This is a genomic window from Thalassotalea agarivorans (assembly GCF_030295955.1).
GTDB lineage: Bacteria > Pseudomonadota > Gammaproteobacteria > Enterobacterales > Alteromonadaceae > Thalassotalea_D > Thalassotalea_D agarivorans.
The window spans coordinates 2,792,003-2,806,934 of the sequence record NZ_AP027363.1 but is presented as its reverse complement, the minus strand read 5'-3'; the positions used below and the strand labels follow the sequence as shown (position 1 = coordinate 2,806,934).

Sequence of the window (14,932 nt, the reverse complement as noted above, 5' to 3'; positions counted from 1 at the left end):
CAAAGGCTAGAATAGGAACTTAGTCTTTTTTTAAATACTTGGTGCTTTAGTTGGAAAATCAACCGTTAAAGGTGCTTTTTATTCCTGTATCTTCACCCGAAGGTATGGGTGAATATATGCGCAGTTTGCTGGTGGCTGATGCACTACAAGAAAAAAGAGCAAATGCTGAAATCGCATTTATTTTGAATGAGAGAGCGCCTTATACCGCACACTGTCCATATACAGTTTTTGGTTCAAAAGGGTCAGCAACAAAGGATTCAAAAGCGGTTGAACAGGCATTGAAAGAATTTCAGCCAGATGTAGTCATCTTTGATGCGTCTGGTCGGGCGAAACAATTCAAATTAGCAAAACGCTTAGGTGCAAAAGTTGTCTTTATTTCTCAACACAAGAAAAAAAGAGCGCGTGGTCTCAAATTAAACCGCTTGCCTTACATAGACCATCATTTTGTTGTTCAACCAAGCTTCTGCTTACCGCCATTATCGCTTGTTGCACGTTTAAAGCTTCGGATTTTTCCTGCGGCGAGACCTACGCACATTGACGCGGTTTACAATGAGCCTGATATCGCAAAAACGCAGCAATGGTTAATCGACCATAACTTGAACGATAAACCTTTTGTGTTGTTAAGCGCTGGATCAGGTGGCCACCATATTAACGGACTTTATGCGACGGAGCTTTTTAATGACTATGCGCTGCAGTTATCGCAAGCACTCAAGCTTCATTGTATCGTGGTTATTGGTCCAAACTACCCTTATGAAGCCCCTGAAAACTCAGCGGCCATCACGTATGTTAGGGCATTGCAAAACGATACCTTTGTCGGTTTGCTCAAGTTAGCGGAACTTGTTGTCATAAGCGCGGGAGATACCTTAGTTCAGTCTGCGGCAATGCAAGTGCCGTCGTTATGCCAGGCAATAGCTAAAGACCAATATCGCCGCTTACAGCAATTTCAAAGTGAAGGGCTTACCCTTGCAGTTGAACCCAAGAAAATAGTGATTCAAGCGACAAAAGTGATGACATTATTCAAACAACAAGGGGTAAGTTCTCAGCCGCCGTTAAAAAATGGTTTAAGCACTATACTAGAAGCACTTATGTCAAACTAATAAAGGATTGCTATGCAAAAACACATCGTTTGTGTCATCGACAGCTTATCTGGTGGCGGCGCAGAAAAAATGGCGATTGTGTTGGCGCAGTCTCTGCAGGCTTTGGGACATAAAGTGACGTTTTTGTCTCTAGTAAAAAAGCACGATTATGACCTTCCTGTCGACATTGATGTCGAGTTTTTATATATAGATAATCGACGCAAGATAGATGCTTTTTGGCGAAAGCGTTACAGTATTAAGTTATTGGAACGTTGGTTTGATGGGTTACCAATTCCTGCTGATTTAGTGCTTTCACACTTAGACAAAGCGAATAATTTACTCACCCAATCAAAAATAAATAACGTATTTTATGTAGTACATAACTCGATTAAAGGTGAGCTTGAACGTCAAACTAAGCTTGGTTTCTTTTCCTATCGCTACCTGAAATCATCTAAACAAAGGTTGTCTGGTGAAAATCTAGTGGCAGTATCAGACGGTATTAAAAGTGAAATCGAATCATTGGATTGGCTTGTCCCAAAATCCATAACGCGCATTTATAACCCCTTTAATTTCCAAGAAATAAAGCGGTTTGCACAAGAAAAACAAATGGGTATTCCCAAGCATCCCTATATTATTCATGTTGGCCGTGTGGCCAAGCAAAAAAGACATGATGTTCTTTTTAGCGCCTTGGCTAAAATGAAGCAAAAGATATCAGTAGTGGTGCTGTGCAGTAACATTAAAAAAGTGCGAACAATTGCTCGAAAATATCAGGTGGATGATCAGGTGATTACTCCAGGTTTTGTTCAAAACCCTTATGCTTGGATAAAACACGCTGAGTGTCTTGTATTAACGTCGGATTATGAAGGCTTTGGCAACGTCTTGGTTGAGGCGTTGGCACTTAGTGTAGCGGTAGTGAGTACAAACTGTCCGCATGGTCCAAGTGAAATATTAACGGGCAAGCTCTCTCGTTGCTTGTGGCCTGTTGGCGATTCAGGGGCATTAGCGAATCAGCTTGACGGCATACTAGAACACAAAGAAGGTGTTATACCGAAGCCAGAAATACTAGATAAGGTAGGCGCTTTAGATATTGCAAAACAATACCTAAAGCTAATTAAAGACTAAGTTCTATTTCCAAGACTGTGAGTGACGTTTTTTGCTTCCTCCTAAACGAGGAAGCACAAGGCCTAATATCAATCCAACACCAAGAATCATTGCGCCACGCATCATCCAATGATTGATCAAACTACTGTCTTGGCTTTTCATATCGCTTTTTACTTGTGCTAACTCTGTGGTTAGTTGAGCGATTTGATTCGTCAAGTCAGTATTTTCACTCTTCAGTGTAATGACTTGATCGCGAGCGCTTTCTAATTTGCTTGATAACGCATTGATACCTGAATTGCTCTCTTTAAGTTGATTGTTTAAGTGAGCATAGGCAACACGAATACCTGCTGTACGGGTAACAAACTTTGATTCGACCCAAGCGGTTACATTTTTATCTGTGATGATCTGAGTATAACCATTAGCCACTTGACCAGTTAGTTTTACATCAGCACCGGCGTTTACCGTACCCACGATACGATATTGATTACCTGCACCAGAGTGCATGTAGATAAATAAGTCATCAATGACATAGCCTTGTTGCGCGTTAGCACCAAAACTAAAAAGTGCGCTCAGCACCAGCGTCCAAGCAATAATGATTTGCTTTACATTTTTCATATTTAAACCAAGAAAAGCGTGTGAGCTTTAAACTAGAGTGTTTTTCGTAGATAAGCCACGATATTAGAACGTTGCTTTATTTATAGCAAGTTTGTAGCGAAAAAGCGTGTAAAATAAGGTTTGTTTGCTTTTTTTTTAAGCAATTAACGTGAATTATTTGCGGGGATGACAAAGCTTTTGTATGTTTAGTTAAACGCATAAGAAAAAACTCGTCAAATTACCACTATATGGACACTGAAATAGAGCTGAAGTTTTTGGTTCAAGGTGAAAATGTTGCAGATAACATCAGACAATGTCTGACCCATCATAATTTCACATTTAAAGAAGAAGAAAAAACACTTAAAAATACCTATTTTGATACGCCAGATCTTAAACTGCGTCAGCTTGACTATGGTCTGAGAATCCGAACATATAGTACTTTCCAAGAGCAGACGATTAAAACCAGAGGGCAAGTTGTTTCTGGTTTGCACTCAAGACCAGAATACAATGTTGAAATATCAGGCTCTGTGCCTGAGCTCGCGCTTTTCCCAGAACAGCTTTGGCAAGACGCTAGTCAATGCCAGCTCATTCAAGAGCAACTTACGCCACTCTTTGACACGCATTTTGTGCGTCAGGTATTTACGGTAGAAAACATTGCTGGAGGTTCAATAGAACTCGCTTATGACAGCGGCTCTATTTCTAGTAACAATGGCAATGAGAAAATTAACGAGATAGAGCTTGAACTGCTTTCAGGTGCTCGTGAAAGTTTATTTTTGTTAGCCGAAAAGTTGTTTGAATTTTTACCGCTTCGTGTTGGCAACGTCAGTAAAGCCGCTCGTGGTTATGCACTCTTTCATCGTCGGCCAATTGAGCCCGATTTAACACCGCTTAGTTTAATCGCAGTAAAACCTAGTGATACCTTAGATTCGGTATTTAGCAAAGCAATCAGCGAGAGCTTGGCGCAATTACATGGTTTGATTAACGCCTATACACAGCGGCCTAGGTTGATTTATTTAGTTAAAATGACTGAAATGCTTGCCATCATGCGTCATGGATTCTGGATGTTTGAGCAAGCGTTGCCTGCGCAAGTTTTAGTGCTTCGAGAACAGCTTAGCGCATTTATGCAGCAATTTTCTTGGGTAGACAAAGCGACGTATTTAAATGAGTTGACCAACAAAACCGGAAATTTTCGCCGTAAAATAGAATACAGTGAGCAATTAATCGAACAATTGGATCTAGAGCAACAAGCACTGCCAGAAGCGGACAGCGTTATTCAAATTTTGCATAGCCAATCATTTAATCAGCTACTGCTTGAATTGTTAAAGCTTGTTTTAGCTATTGAAAACAATGGTGTTACGGTAAATCCAAAAAATGAAAAAACATTTGACGTGGCAAGAGCGTGTTTAGATGTTCACTTTCAAAACCTTATCCCTGCGATGGCAAGCCAAACACCTTTGCCTGTTGAGCAGTATCTCGAGCGGCATAAGCTTGTGGTGAGAAGTCTGTTGACCGGCTGCTGGTTTGGAAACCTATTTGATAAAGCCGCGCGATTAGAGTTTCGCAACCCGTGGTTGGATATCAAACAAGGTATAAGCGAACTTGAAGTGCTGTGGCTGTTACATCAACAATTGTTGACCCTAGATACCCCTGAACAAAAGCTTTTAAAATGGCAAAGTACTAAGCTAAGTAAACTACTCGTGGCCTTGGAGAGCTCGAGGCTAAATGCGCTCGAGCAACAACCATATTGGCTAGCCGATTAAAGAGGTCAGAATTAACGCGATTGAGATACTGGTGGCCATTTCGATACTAGCGACACCGATATTGTGTTGATGATCTACCTCAGTCACTAGGTTGACCTTCCAAAGAATAAAGTGCTTTGCAATACGTGATATTGTTGATACCAGTAGTATCATGATCAAAGCAATAGCGCTCCAGCCAAGCAGCGCAGAGACTAGGGTAGCCGGGTCAAAAATAAAAAATTGACCTGCTGCAGAGACAGCTAACGAAGTACTAATCAATTGTCCAGAAAATCGAAGCGCAAGTGCTTCCTGCCCAAGTTTAAAGGCCTTTTGCATTGAATCTGCTTGATTGTTTTTTGCGTACTCTTTTTCTTTCATTCTGGTCACGATAATCAGGACACAAAACGCAATAACGAAGCCGACCGTTACGGCAATGACAGTGTAAACACTTAATCCATGGACCCAAATCAATAATTCGCGAATAACAATGGCAATAGCAATGGCGCTTGCCGCGTCGACAATACTCACGCTGATGTTTTTATTATAAAGCTCTTGCCATTTGTCGAGCTGATTTAGGGCAATGCGGTCGAATAAATAGGTTCCCACGCGAATTAAAATCAGACCATAAATGCCATAGCTGAGCATACGAGAGAAATCTTCAATAAAATCTGATCGCATGCCACTTGAAATGGCACCACTTAAGATGATTGCCATCGCCACTAAACTTCCAGCAAAGCTAATGCCGTAAGCGAAGTTGTCTTGAGACGCTAGCATATCCTCAGGCTTTGATTTGACGCGAGATTTGAGAAAAATACGAGTAGCAAAAAGCAGCATAAGGGCCAATACGAAGTCGGCGAAAAGCAACAGTACTTGATGACTAGTAAAGTTAGTAATAGTTATAAACGGATTCATGGACAATAGCTTGCGCTAACTTTTTACGGCTAGCCCTTTAAAAAGTGGTATTCTTAAATTAGCATATTTTTTGGCGAAATTTGAACTATATCAATAGCCTATTATTTTACTGAGTATTGATGGAGAAGCTCGATGTCTGCGCAGGTACAACTTGATGCACAACAAAGTAACGCATGGCAACAATTTATTGATAAGTATGATGAAGGGGTTACCGAGCAACTGTCAGCGCAAGATTTGGCTGACTTTAAGCGCGCAATCACACTCAGTGACTACATACTGCAAACAGCGTTATCGCAACCTGACGCCGTATTTTCCATCATTCAAAAACAATCCTTTCAATCAACGATTGAAAGCTATTTATCTGAGCTAAAAGACCTGCTTTCAAATTGTGATTCTGAAAGCAGTTTACATCAACAACTGCGTATTTTTCGCCATCAAAAGCTAACCGAAATCGCTATTGGTGACCTAGTGTTTGATGCACCTATTCATGTCTCTCTGGCAAATTTGTCTAGTTTAGCTGACGCGCTTATCGTTGCTGCTAGAGATTGGCTGATGACATTTTGTTGTGAAAAATGGGGAACACCTATAGATAAACATGGAAATGTTCAGCAGCTCTCTGTGCTTGGTATGGGCAAATTAGGTGGTCGAGAACTCAACTTTTCTTCTGATATCGATTTGATATTTTGTTATCCCGAAGTGGGCGAAACACAAGGTAGTGGCAAGACGCTAGACACTCAAACCTTTTTTACGCGTCTAGCACAAAAACTCATTGCGGCGCTTCACCAGCAGACAATCGATGGCTTTGTATATCGTGTGGATATGAGGTTGAGACCTTTTGGTGAAAGCGGTCCGTTAGTACTTACTTACAGCGCAATGGAAGACTACTATCAAGAGCAGGGTAGGGACTGGGAAAGGTATGCCATGCTCAAAGCACGTGTTGTCACACCAGAACATAATCAGGCACTAACATCATTATTTAAACCCTTTGTATATCGGCGATATATCGACTTTAGTGTTATCGATAGCTTGCGCAAAATGAAACTAATGATTGCACAGGAAGTGAGACGAAAGCAGCTTAAAAACAATATTAAACTAGGCCTTGGCGGTATCAGAGAAATTGAGTTTATTGTACAAGTATTTCAATTGATTAGAGGCGGTCGTGTGCCACAGCTGCAGCAACGGCATTTGCTCAACGCACTAGACATGTTGAAACAAAAAGAGGTGGTTTCAGCACAAACTGCTGGTGTATTGACTGACGCCTATTTGTTTTTGAGGCGGGTTGAAAATGCGATTCAAGCATTTGCGGATAAACAAACGCAAACTTTGCCTGATGACGCGCTCAATCAAGCTCGTCTACTTAACGTATTGTCTATCGACACTTGGTCTGATTTTTTGAGTTTGCTCTCACGGCATACCACGGCGGTGCATCAAGAATTTCATCTACTTATAGGTGAAGAAACACCCAATATTGAGGCGAAAGAGGAGAAGTGGCAGCTCCTTTGGAATAACAATTGGGATGATGAAACCGCGATTGAGTATATCGAAGAGTTCGTCACCAAAACTGATAGCGATAAATATTGGGCAACCGTCAAAGACTTCCAGTTGGAAGTGAGCAAGCGCGCCATAGGTCAGCGCGGCAGGCAGGTGCTTGATAAGCTTGTTCCTATTTTGTTTTGGCATTTGATCGAAGTAAAGGCCAGTGTTGCTACGCTCAATTTGTTGTTTAACATTGTTCGGAAAGTACTAACTCGTACGGCTTATCTGGAGCTTCTTTTTGAGAATGAAGGGGCGCTAAAGCAGCTCATCAAGCTATGTTCAGCTAGCGATTGGGTTGCAGAGCAAATCGCACAGTACCCAATTTTACTTGATGAACTACTTGATCCAAAACTGCTGCATAACCCCCCACAGTTAGCGCAATATGCCTTGGATATTCGAGAAGTTATGCTGCGAATTCCAGAGGAAGATTTAGAAGCGCAAATGGAACAGTTACGTCATTTCAAAAAAGCACAGTCATTGCGTATTGCGGCTGCAGATATTTCTGGCGTATTACCTATTATGCAAGTGAGTGATCACCTAACCGCGCTTGCTAGTGCAATATTAGACGAGGTGATACAAATAGCTTGGCAACAGGTAAGTGAACGGTTTGGCATTCCTGCGTCTTTGGAAGGTACTGATGAGAAAGGGTTTGGTGTTATTGGTTATGGCAAAGTGGGTGGCATTGAGCTTGGTTATAGTAGCGATTTAGATTTAGTCTTTGTTCATGATCGAGATGTGAATGAATTCACTAACGGCACGAATACCGTGTCTGCCGGCCAATTTTATTTGAAATTGGCACAACGTGTGATGCATATTTTCAACACACGTATGGCAACAGGTATTTTATATGAACTTGATTTAAGGTTAAGACCTTCTGGTAATTCAGGTCTACTCGTTGTTCATGTAGACACCTATGAACATTACCAGATGCATGAGGCTTGGACATGGGAACATCAAGCCTTAGTGCGTGCTCGGTGTATTTTTGGGCATCAAAGTATTTTGAAACGATTCGATGACATTAGGGGCAATATACTCTCACTTGAACGGGACTTGGACTCTCTTTCGGCGGACGTAGCCACTATGCGCGCAAAAATGCGAGACCATTTGGACAAATCATCCGAGGACCACATAGATATTAAACAAGGGCTTGGTGGACTTGTAGATATAGAATTTTTAGCGCAATACCTGGTATTGGCATATAGCAAAAAGAATCCCGTCATTTACGAATACAGTGATAATGTAAGAATGTTTGAAGCGCTTGCAAGCACAGGAGTTATTGCACAATCAGAAGCACTGTTATTGATAGAAAGCTACTGTCAATTAAGGGATGCTGGTCATCATGCGACGCTAAGAGGTGGTCAGCGGATGCTAGAAAAGGCTTCATTTGAACGTTTAGCGACACAAGTACTCTCAATATGCCATCAGTATTTACCAGCACTTGTAACACCAAAACATTAAGCAGTTAGTTCGCCTATTTATAGACAGAGGGCGCGTCAGCATCAGGACGTGTTTTGAAACGTCTATGAAGCCACATGTATTGTTCAGGCTTGTAGCTTATCGCCTTTTCTAACTCTTGGTTTATTCTAATTAAATCTTGCTCATCGTCACCTGTCGGGAAGTCCTTAAACGGGGGCGATATAGTCAGCGTATAACCAGAATCGTCGTCGTTTCTTGTTGGCGTTACCATTACTGTTTCTATATCAGGCTGCCTAGCAAAGATAAGTGTTCCCATGGTAGTTGCCGCATCTGGTACCGCAAAAAACGGTACAAACATGCTTTTATTTCTACCGTAGTCCTGATCAGGCAAATAAACACAGACTTCGCCATCGCGTAGCGCCTTTATAAGTCCTTTAACATCGCGTTTTCCTAGCATGTATTTATTCGAGCGACCACGGCCTCTGAACTGGAAATACTCCATTAATTGGTTGTTGTGCGGGCGATAAAACACCACCATAGGGTGTCCAAAGCCAATAGAGCGGCAATTAATTTCAACGCTAAGATAATGCATTGCAATCATTAAAACGCCTTTACCTTCAGCATGAGCTTTTTCTAAATGCTCGACACCTTCAATTGTGGCATGTTTGCGAACCCGCCAATCTGGCCACCACCAACCCATGCCCGTTTCAAATAAAGCGATACCGGTGTTTTTGAAGTTTTCTTTGAGTAAAAATTCGATTTCTTGTTCAGATTTTTCTGGAAAGCATAGCTTTAAATTGGTGCGCGCGACATGCTGGCGTTTTGAGCCAATGCGGTAAAATATCAAACCAAGACCGCGTCCCATTGCTAGTTGGAGTTTATAGGGGAGCCAAGAAATGGAATAAAGAACAACTACACCGAGCCAAGTTAACCAATACTTTGGCAAAAGAAAAGACACTTTAAAATTAGGTTGTAAGACTTTATTTTTACTCACAATCGGCCCATATCATGTTACACTAACCATATTATATCCATTAAGGAACTAAGGATGAAAGTAGAACTTCCTGAATTTTCTCAGGTAAACGTACTGGTAGTTGGCGACGTTATGCTTGATCGCTATTGGCATGGAAGCTCCAACAGAATCTCTCCAGAAGCACCAGTACCCATTGTAAATGTAGCACAAAGTGAAGACAGGCTTGGCGGTGCAGCTAATGTCGCTTCTAATATTCAAGCCCTTGGTGGGCAAGCAACCTTGATAGGACTAGTTGGTCAAGATGAAGCCGCGGATAGTGTGCAATCGCTGTTAAACGAACAAGGGATCACGCATCATCTTATTCGCTCTCCAGATGTTCCAACTATTACCAAACATAGAGTTGTTAGCCACCACCAACAGATGTTACGTGTTGATTTTGAAGAACCTATGCATGAGCTTTCAAAAGAATCACTGGTAACGGTTGCTCAAGCACTGCTAGCAACACATGATTTAATTGTTTTGTCAGATTATAACAAAGGAACTTTATCGCATTGTCGCGAATTGATCGAATTAGCAACTGCACAAGGAGTTCCGGTGTTAGTTGACCCAAAAGGTCCCTCTTTTGATAAATACAGAGGCGCTAATTTACTCACGCCTAATATGTCGGAATTTGAACGCATTATGGGTAAATGCGATTCAGAGCAGGTTGTAACTGAAAAGGCGCAACGGTTGCTTAATAACTTTTCGCTCAGTGCGCTTCTATTAACGCGTAGTGAACATGGTATGACGTTATTTGAACCTAACAAACCACCTTTTCATATTCCTACTCAAGCACAAGATGTTTTTGATGTCACAGGTGCCGGCGATACTGTTATCGCAACTATGGCGATAGCTATCGCTGCGTCAACTAATCTGCAGCAAGCCGCAACGCTGTCTAATTTGTCTGCGGGAATAGCAGTAGGTAAGCTCGGGACATCAAACGTAACTAAAGATGAATTGCGTTCGAGAAATGATTTATGGCATGCCACTAAATCAGGAGTTGTTTCAAAAGAGCAATTGAAAGTGCTTGTGCAAACAGCGCAAGAAAAGGGTGAGCGCATTGTAATGACCAACGGTTGTTTCGATATATTACACGCGGGACATGTCTCTTATTTGAACAAAGCGGCAGAGATGGGGCATCGATTAATTGTTGCCGTAAACTCAGACGATTCGGTGCGAACGTTGAAAGGCGAGTCTCGTCCGGTTAATCCTTTAGCTCAGCGCATGGAAGTGCTTGCCGGGCTTACCGCAGTCGATTGGGTTGTAAGTTTTTCTGATGATACGCCGCAACAACTGATTGCAGATATCTTACCAGACCTTCTTGTTAAAGGCGGTGACTACCATGTTGATGAAATTGCAGGGGCTAAAGAAGTCTTTGCTAACGGTGGTGACGTGCAGGTGCTTAATTTTGAAGCAGGCATATCAACATCAAACATTATCCAAGTGATAAAAGATAACGCCGAAACGTCATAAAAAAAGCCCAAGACATTGTCTTGGGCTTTTTAGTTTGAAACAGAAAACTAATTCGTTGTTGGCGGCGCTAATTCTGCTGGAATTAAGCCTTTGTTGATATCAAGCAGGTCTTGCTCTGTAATCATGCCCCCTGCACGTTTCAACGTTAAAATAGCGCTGATATAGCCGTAACGTGTTGACGATAGATTTCTTTTGGCATTGTAGACATTACGTGTACTATCCAAAACATCAACGATTGTACGAGTACCTACATCAAAACCGGCTTGTGTCGCTTTAAGCGCACTTTCTGCTGAAACTACCGACTGTTCGAATGCTCTAATCGCCGAGATAGCCGCAATCACTAAGTTATATGAATTGCGTGCCACTTGCACAACTTGTCGATGTGTTTGTGCTAAATCTTGGCTAGATGCAACATATTGATTCTGTGCGACGTCAGTTTGACTTGATGTTCTACCACCTGAATAAATAGGTAGGTTGAACTGCACACCAACAAACAACTGGTCGTTGTAAAAATCATTACCTACATCAGGTTCTGTTGAATCTGAATCATAAGTGGCGGCCAAGTCTAACGTTGGGTAATGACCTGCGCGAGTCGCGTCGATGTTTTGTTTGGCAATATCGACACCAATTTTTTGAAAAATCAGGTCTAAATTTTTATCTTCCGCATATTGCTGCCAGCCATCAGCACTATCAGGTGTTGGCCGTGTCGTACTAAACTTCGCGATATCTAACTTATGTAGTGGACCAGGGTAAACATTGGTAAGCACGCGGAGTGCTTCTTTTGAATTCGCAAGTTCGTTTTCAGCTCGAATCTGTTCAGTAACTGAAGAATCGTATTGTGCTTGTGCTTCATGTACCGACGTAATGGCCGTTAAGCCAACAGAGTATCTTTGCTTAGTTTGTTCAAGCTGGCGTTCGATGGCAGCTGTTTCGGCGATTGCAAATTCTAAATCATCTTCAGATTGAAGCACATCGAAGTAGGCTTGTGTTACGCGTAATATCAAGTCTTGCTTCGCTGCTTGAAAGGCAATGTCCGCCTGATGGGCTTGCATGTCTGCAATGTCCATGTTTAACCAAGAATCGTGATGATAAAGTTGCATGTTTAGGCTGGCACCCCAGCCTACCGTGGTACCTTCAGATTCAATGACAGTCCCGAGACGATCAGATTCTGTGCTGCTAAAGCCTGCGCTAGCATTTGCGTTGATTTGCGGCAATAACACTGAACGCGCTACATCAACACTTTCTTCTGAAGCCAAATACAACGCTTGCGCTTTAAGCACAACCGGGTCATTTGCTTTTGCTTGTTCATAAACTGTTTTTAGATCTTCTGCTGAAGATGGGGCAATCCAAGCCAAACCAATTAGTAAAGATGAAATGGTTCTTTTCATAGATAAGCAATTCCTAATGTCAGCTGCTTTTATTTTTTGTTTATCCTACACGGCTTTGTATTAAAGCCAAATAAAATAAATGTTTACCGATGCGATCTAGTGTAACAAAATATTTAAGAAAGGATAAGCAATCACCATGTATGGCTTAAGATTTATGCGGGTTTAAGCCACTTTGTTGAAACAAGTGAACAATTATGAAAGAGAAAACCATGCTAAAGCCCACTTTTACCAAACTAGATGCAACGGTTCATGCCAAAAAAACATACTACAAAGGTTTTTTTAAAATAGAGTGTTACCAGATAAGTCATGCGCTGTTCAACGGCGGGTCAACAGAGGTATTTTCGAGAGAAGTATTTGAACGAGGTGACGCCGTTGTTGTGCTTCCGTATGATCCCATTGAAGATATGGTCGTGTTGCAAGAACAGTTTAGAGCAGGCGCATTAAAAGATGCTAATTCCCCCTGGATGTTGGAATGTGTTGCAGGTATGTACGACACTGGAGAGTCACCTGCTGATGTGGCCATACGCGAGGCAAAGGAAGAAGCAAATCTTGACATTAAGCCAACAGATTTGCGTGAAGTTTTTACTTATTACACCAGTCCAGGTGGCACCAGCGAACGTATAACCATGTTTGTAGCGCGCGTTGATAGTAAAAATGTTTGCGGCGTCTTTGGTGTGGAGTATGAACATGAAGATATTAAAGTGCATAAAGTATCAAGGGAGCATGCTTTATCCATGGTTGAGAAAGGCGAAATTGTTAATGCTTCGACTATAATTGCGCTACAATGGTTGGCTTTACACTACAACACAATTACTCATGACTAAATTTGGCACAAAACCTTATCATCCAAGCCTTGCGCAATTAATGCGGTTGTGTGCACAAAACTATGCCTTGTTGTCTCGGTTGATAGTGAAAAATGAGAAAAAGGGGCATTCGCTAGTCTTCAATGTTGCTACAAATTTAACTCTGACTCTGGACATAAAAGAAGTGACCAAGTACACCACGTTGGTTCATTTAGAACAGGTAGCTAATGCACAAAATGTCGCCATTCCCACTATGATTACACCGACGATGGAGGTGCGCCTTTATCATGACGCGCGCGTTGCAGAGGTGATTTCAAGTCAAGGGGTGAGGCAAATAAAACCAAAATACCCTTATCCAAATAAAGAAATGAAATTGCCGGATGAAAAAATGCAAATTAACCAATTTTTAAAAGAATGGTTAAACATGTGTATTGAACAAGGCAGGATATCTGAGTCGGTTGTTTAATGACGTCTAAATTAGATCTTTCCATTCTTCAAATTTCGGATAGCCACCTTTTTGCAGAGAAAGATGGACTACATTTTGGTGCATCTGTCTACAACAACCTTGTTGAAGTTCTCGAGTATAGTAAACAGTTTTCATTGGATGCGATTGTTTTTACGGGTGACCTGACGCAAGATCACAGTGAAGCATCTTATCAAAGGTTTGTTGATGCATTTCAAGGTGCCGATATACGTATACCCGTTTATGTTTTGCCTGGGAATCATGATGACAGCCACTATTTACAAACCGTCCTCAATGACAACCCCTTTGTGCAAGCAAATTCGCTTAAAACAGCCTATTGGCAATGTGCTTTTACAGACTCTACATCTGATACGCCTGCAGGGTATTTTGATGTAGCCCAGTTAGCTGAATTTGATGCGGAGCGACATATAGCCTTGTTCATGCATCATCATCCTGTTCCCGTAGGTTATTTCATAGATCGCCATGGCCTAAAGAATAGCGCATCATTTTGGCCTGCTTTAACAGAGCATAATAATGTAAAACTGGTAGCCTGTGGCCATGTGCACAAAGGATTGAAATTTAGCAAAGAAGACACAGGTCTTTGTTGCAACGTATACACTTGCCCAGCTACGTCGATTGAATTCGATAAGCACCCAGCGGACTTAGTTGCCGCGTCTATAAGGCCGGGCTTACGCATTTGGCAATTCTATCAAGATGGCAGCTATACAACGCAATGCCATTATTTGGAGTAAGTATTGAATAACAACGTCTCTATTCTCTATATTCACGGTTTTAATTCATCGCCGTTATCCGTAAAGGCAGAGCAAACTAAACAGTATTTTAATGAACACTTCCCTGATATTGGCTTTGTATGCCCGCAGTTAAAAAATTCGCCGCAAGAGGCCATATCGCAATTACAAAGCATTGTCGATGAGTATCCTGATACGCAGTGGCTGTTTATGGGCTCTTCGCTAGGGGGGTATTTTTCTACTTACTTAGCGACTAAGTACAATGCTCCTGCGGTATTGATTAATCCGGCGGTAAAACCTTTTGAATTGTTGCAGGATTTTATTGGAGAGCAAACGAACCCATACACGCATGAGGTATATCAAGTACTACCTCAGCATATGGAACAATTGCGTTCACTATTTATTGACGCCATTGAACCATCACTGTTTAAAGTACTGGTACAAACCGGTGATGAGGTACTCGACTATCGTCAAGCACAAAAAAAATACGCAAAAACAGATCTGCTAGTAGAAAAAGGTGGCGATCATAGCTTTGTTAATTACGAGCGCCAATTGCCGCGTATCGGCCAGTTCTTTGAACAAAAATTGTCCTTGCGTGTTGCCCAAGCATAATCTGCTTTTTTAATGCCTTGACCTGAAGCTTGTATTAAGGCAATTTGTACTTATTAGC

Annotated in this window: 13 protein-coding genes; 9 read left to right on the top strand and 4 right to left on the bottom strand. The window is 41.7% G+C overall.

Annotation, left to right across the window (positions count from 1 at the left end):
- Window positions 1–50: 50 nt before the first annotated feature.
- Together QUD85_RS12795 and QUD85_RS12790 are read left to right on the top strand one after the other, a co-directional pair.
- Window positions 51–1,097, top strand: a complete 1,047-nt coding sequence (locus tag QUD85_RS12795; RefSeq protein ID WP_093332120.1) for a glycosyltransferase family 9 protein — start codon at window positions 51–53, stop codon at window positions 1,095–1,097.
- Between the two features lie 12 nt (window positions 1,098–1,109).
- A complete protein-coding gene (locus tag QUD85_RS12790; protein ID WP_093332118.1) occupies window positions 1,110–2,198 on the top strand; it encodes a glycosyltransferase in 1,089 nt (362 codons plus the stop codon).
- Between the two features lie 3 nt (window positions 2,199–2,201).
- Here the strand turns inward: QUD85_RS12790 and QUD85_RS12785 are convergent, their stop codons facing one another.
- Window positions 2,202–2,792, bottom strand: a complete 591-nt coding sequence (locus QUD85_RS12785; protein WP_093332115.1) for a TIGR04211 family SH3 domain-containing protein — start codon at window positions 2,790–2,792, stop codon at window positions 2,202–2,204.
- A gap of 227 nt (window positions 2,793–3,019) precedes the next feature.
- Between QUD85_RS12785 and QUD85_RS12780 the strand changes: the two genes are divergently transcribed.
- Window positions 3,020–4,531 (top strand): CYTH domain-containing protein, encoded by a 1,512-nt coding sequence (locus QUD85_RS12780; protein WP_093332113.1) that lies wholly within the window; start codon window positions 3,020–3,022, stop codon window positions 4,529–4,531.
- Here QUD85_RS12780 and QUD85_RS12775 read toward each other — a convergent pair.
- Window positions 4,520–5,422: a DUF350 domain-containing protein gene (locus QUD85_RS12775; protein WP_093332110.1), complete on the bottom strand. Its 903-nt coding sequence runs from the start codon at window positions 5,420–5,422 to the stop codon at window positions 4,520–4,522. The two genes, QUD85_RS12780 and QUD85_RS12775, sit on opposite strands and share 12 nt — an antisense overlap.
- Before the next feature lie 132 nt (window positions 5,423–5,554).
- Here QUD85_RS12775 and glnE point away from each other — a divergent pair, with 132 nt between their 5' ends.
- Window positions 5,555–8,416 carry a bifunctional [glutamate--ammonia ligase]-adenylyl-L-tyrosine phosphorylase/[glutamate--ammonia-ligase] adenylyltransferase gene (gene glnE / locus QUD85_RS12770; RefSeq protein WP_093332108.1) on the top strand — a complete coding sequence of 954 codons (2,862 nt, stop codon included), beginning with the start codon at window positions 5,555–5,557 and terminating at the stop codon, window positions 8,414–8,416.
- A 13-nt stretch (window positions 8,417–8,429) separates the two neighbouring features.
- On the opposite strand, the gene lpxL is transcribed toward glnE, so the two are convergent.
- Window positions 8,430–9,368 carry an LpxL/LpxP family Kdo(2)-lipid IV(A) lauroyl/palmitoleoyl acyltransferase gene (gene lpxL, locus QUD85_RS12765; RefSeq protein ID WP_093332105.1) on the bottom strand — a complete coding sequence of 313 codons (939 nt, stop codon included), beginning with the start codon at window positions 9,366–9,368 and terminating at the stop codon, window positions 8,430–8,432.
- A gap of 54 nt (window positions 9,369–9,422) precedes the next feature.
- Here lpxL and hldE point away from each other — a divergent pair, with 54 nt between their 5' ends.
- Entirely contained in the window at window positions 9,423–10,859 is a 1,437-nt protein-coding gene (hldE, locus tag QUD85_RS12760; RefSeq protein WP_093332101.1) for a bifunctional D-glycero-beta-D-manno-heptose-7-phosphate kinase/D-glycero-beta-D-manno-heptose 1-phosphate adenylyltransferase HldE, read from the top strand.
- A 47-nt stretch (window positions 10,860–10,906) separates the two neighbouring features.
- Here hldE and tolC read toward each other — a convergent pair whose 3' ends face one another.
- Window positions 10,907–12,247, bottom strand: coding sequence for an outer membrane channel protein TolC (gene tolC, locus QUD85_RS12755; RefSeq protein WP_093332099.1), 1,341 nt, complete (start codon window positions 12,245–12,247; stop codon window positions 10,907–10,909).
- 194 nt (window positions 12,248–12,441) lie between these two features.
- On the opposite strand from tolC, the gene QUD85_RS12750 reads away from it, so the two are divergent.
- Genes QUD85_RS12750 through QUD85_RS12735 form a run of 4 tightly spaced genes read left to right on the top strand, consistent with a single transcriptional unit; the run spans window position 12,442 to window position 14,874 of the window.
- A complete protein-coding gene (locus tag QUD85_RS12750) occupies window positions 12,442–13,071 on the top strand; it encodes an NUDIX domain-containing protein (RefSeq protein WP_093332096.1) in 630 nt (209 codons plus the stop codon).
- Entirely contained in the window at window positions 13,064–13,516 is a 453-nt protein-coding gene (locus QUD85_RS12745; RefSeq protein WP_093332094.1) for a DUF1249 domain-containing protein, read from the top strand. The genes QUD85_RS12750 and QUD85_RS12745 overlap by 8 nt, the downstream gene beginning before the upstream one ends.
- On the top strand, window positions 13,516–14,265 hold the full coding sequence (locus QUD85_RS12740) for a metallophosphoesterase (protein ID WP_093332091.1): 750 nt from the start codon (window positions 13,516–13,518) through the stop codon (window positions 14,263–14,265). Before QUD85_RS12745 ends, QUD85_RS12740 begins: the two co-directional genes overlap by 1 nt.
- A 3-nt stretch (window positions 14,266–14,268) precedes the next feature.
- Window positions 14,269–14,874 carry a YqiA/YcfP family alpha/beta fold hydrolase gene (locus QUD85_RS12735; protein WP_093332088.1) on the top strand — a complete coding sequence of 202 codons (606 nt, stop codon included), beginning with the start codon at window positions 14,269–14,271 and terminating at the stop codon, window positions 14,872–14,874.
- The last annotated feature ends 58 nt before the right edge of the window (window positions 14,875–14,932 follow it).

What these genes read in the sequence shown, in the direction of transcription:
- QUD85_RS12790 (WP_093332118.1), top strand. Translation starts at nt 1,110, where the DNA reads ATGCAAAAACACATCGTTTGTGTCATCGACAGCTTATCTGGTGGCGGC.
- QUD85_RS12785 (WP_093332115.1), bottom strand. Translation starts at nt 2,792, where the DNA reads ATGAAAAATGTAAAGCAAATCATTATTGCTTGGACGCTGGTGCTGAGC.
- QUD85_RS12780 (WP_093332113.1), top strand. Translation starts at nt 3,020, where the DNA reads ATGGACACTGAAATAGAGCTGAAGTTTTTGGTTCAAGGTGAAAATGTT.
- QUD85_RS12775 (WP_093332110.1), bottom strand. Translation starts at nt 5,422, where the DNA reads ATGAATCCGTTTATAACTATTACTAACTTTACTAGTCATCAAGTACTG.
- glnE (WP_093332108.1), top strand. Translation starts at nt 5,555, where the DNA reads ATGTCTGCGCAGGTACAACTTGATGCACAACAAAGTAACGCATGGCAA.
- hldE (WP_093332101.1), top strand. Translation starts at nt 9,423, where the DNA reads ATGAAAGTAGAACTTCCTGAATTTTCTCAGGTAAACGTACTGGTAGTT.
- tolC (WP_093332099.1), bottom strand. Translation starts at nt 12,247, where the DNA reads ATGAAAAGAACCATTTCATCTTTACTAATTGGTTTGGCTTGGATTGCC.
- QUD85_RS12750 (WP_093332096.1), top strand. Translation starts at nt 12,442, where the DNA reads ATGAAAGAGAAAACCATGCTAAAGCCCACTTTTACCAAACTAGATGCA.
- QUD85_RS12745 (WP_093332094.1), top strand. Translation starts at nt 13,064, where the DNA reads ATGACTAAATTTGGCACAAAACCTTATCATCCAAGCCTTGCGCAATTA.
- QUD85_RS12740 (WP_093332091.1), top strand. Translation starts at nt 13,516, where the DNA reads ATGACGTCTAAATTAGATCTTTCCATTCTTCAAATTTCGGATAGCCAC.